The organism is Mesorhizobium sp. M0701 (assembly GCF_040320365.1).
Lineage (GTDB): Bacteria > Pseudomonadota > Alphaproteobacteria > Rhizobiales > Rhizobiaceae > Mesorhizobium.
Window position 1 is genome coordinate 1 of the sequence record NZ_JAMYPO010000060.1, and the last position, 2,500, is coordinate 2,500.

Sequence of the window (2,500 nt, forward strand, 5' to 3'; positions counted from 1 at the left end):
CTCGTTGAAACGATCGAGGCAACCGAATGCAACAACTACTTCGCAAACGCCGGCTACGCTTCCATCAAAACGTGAAAGGCTCTAGGTGCCGGCAGGACGTGGAACTCCGTCGCGGCGCGCGAGCTTCGGTGTTTGGCAGCACGCCCCAAAACAAAGAAACCCGGCGCCGTAAGGCTACCGGGGTTTTTGATGCTCGCATGCAAGGAATTTGGTTGCGGGGGCTGGACCTTCCTTGGTGTCTCGCTGTGCCTGCTTCGTGCGAGGCCTGACGGGGATCGAACCAATCGGCCAGCAAAACGAAAACGGCCCGCACAAGGCGGGCCGTTTTCGAATTTGGTTGCGGGGACAGGATTTGAACCTGTGACCTTCAGGTTATGAGCCTGACGAGCTACCGGGCTGCTCCACCCCGCGTCAACCCTAAAGGTAAGCCTTGGCTCACCGGATTCAAGCTTCCGCCAAATGAAAGGGCCGCTTTCGCGGCCCGGAGTCCCGTTGGCGGGCCTGTTCGTAAGGAGAAGATTAAACAACGTGCGCTTGGCAGACCTGGCAGCGACCTACTCTCCCGCGTCTTGAGACGAAGTACCATCAGCGCTGGAGCGTTTCACGGCCGAGTTCGGAATGGGATCGGGTGCAGCCGCTCCGCCATAACCACCAGGTCGGCAAAACGCACGTTGCTCGAGAAGCTGTTTTCTGTGCCATCCATTTCGGCGCAATCCAAGGATTGTCACCAGAAATGGGCATTAGGAATGAGAACGATCAAGCCGATCGAACTATTAGTACCGGTAAGCTTCAAGCGTTGCCGCTCTTCCACACCCGGCCTATCAACGTGGTCGTCTTCCACGGTTCTCAGGGAATACTCGTTTTAAGGTGGGTTTCCCGCTTAGATGCCTTCAGCGGTTATCCCGTCCGGATATAGCTACCCTGCTATGCGGCTGGCGCCACAACAGGTCCACCAGAGATCCGTCCATCCCGGTCCTCTCGTACTAGGGACAGATCCTTTCAATATTCCTACACCCACGGCAGATAGGGACCGAACTGTCTCACGACGTTCTGAACCCAACTCACGTACCGCTTTAAATGGCGAACAGCCATACCCTTGGGACCTGCTCCAGCCCCAGGATGCGATGAGTCGACATCGAGGTGCCAAACAACCCCGTCGATATGGACTCTTGGGGGTCATCAGCCTGTTATCCCCGGCGTACCTTTTATCCGTTGAGCGATGGCCCTTCCACGCGGGACCACCGGATCACTATGACCGACTTTCGTCTCTGCTCGACTTGTCAGTCTCGCAGTCAGGCAGGCTTATGCCATTGCACTCAGCGAACGATTTCCGACCGTTCTGAGCCCACCATCGCGCGCCTCCGTTACTCTTTAGGAGGCGACCGCCCCAGTCAAACTACCCACCATACATTGTCCCGGACCCGGATAACGGGCCGCGGTTAGACATCCATAGTGATAAGGGTGGTATTTCAAGGGTGGCTCCACCTGAGCTGGCGCCCAGGTTTCAAAGCCTACCACCTATCCTACACATGCCACTACGAATGCCAATGTAAAGCTATAGTAAAGGTGCACGGGGTCTTTCCGTCTAACCGCAGGAACCCCGCATCTTCACGGGGAATTCAATTTCACTGAGTCTATGCTGGAGACAGCGGGGAAGTCGTTACGCCATTCGTGCAGGTCGGAACTTACCCGACAAGGAATTTCGCTACCTTAGGACCGTTATAGTTACGGCCGCCGTTTACTGGGGCTTCGATTCAGAGCTTGCACCCCTCCTCTTAACCTTCCAGCACCGGGCAGGCGTCAGACCCTATACGTCGTCTTGCGACTTCGCAGAGCCCTGTGTTTTTGATAAACAGTCGCTACCCCCTGGTCTGTGCCACCCTCCCATGCTTGCGCATGAAAGGGTCACGCTTCTTCCGAAGTTACGCGTGCAATTTGCCGAGTTCCTTCAGCATAGTTCTCTCAAGCGCCTTGGTATACTCTACCAGTCCACCAGTGTCGGTTTCGGGTACGGTCTATAAGGAGGAGCTATTTCCTGGAACCACGCAGCAGCCCTTTCAATCCGATAAGATTGGACTACCTCAATGATCCGTCACTTCCTCCAGGCCCACGAATATTAACGTGGTTCCCATCGTCTACGCATTTCTGCCTCGACTTAGGGGCCGGCTAACCCTGCTCAGATTAGCTTTAAGCAGGAACCCTTGGACTTTCGGCGGGGGAGTCTCTCACTCCCCTTACGTTACTCATGTCAGCATTCGCACTTCTGATACCTCCACCACCCCTCACGGGTATGGCTTCATCAGCTTACAGAACGCTCCGCTACCGCTTGCATTGCTGCAAACCCTAAGCTTCGGTGTATGGCTTTAGCCCCGTTACATTTTCGGCGCAAAGACCCTTATTTAGACCAGTGAGCTGTTACGCTTTCTTTAAATGATGGCTGCTTCTAAGCCAACATCCTGGTTGTTTTGGGATCCTCACATCCTTTCCCACTTAGCCATAA

At 55.0% G+C, this 2,500-nt stretch carries 1 tRNA gene and 2 rRNA genes (1 of these 3 cut by a window edge); all 3 read right to left on the reverse strand.

Annotation, left to right across the window (positions count from 1 at the left end):
- Nucleotides 1-334 precede the first annotated feature (334 nt).
- Nucleotides 335-411 (reverse strand) — tRNA-Met (locus NKI24_RS32520).
- 130 nt (nt 412-541) lie between these two features.
- Nucleotides 542-656: ribosomal RNA gene (gene rrf / locus NKI24_RS32525) — 5S ribosomal RNA — on the reverse strand.
- A gap of 96 nt (nt 657-752) precedes the next feature.
- Nucleotides 753-2,500 (reverse strand): 23S ribosomal RNA (locus tag NKI24_RS32530) (it continues 1,051 nt past the right edge of the window).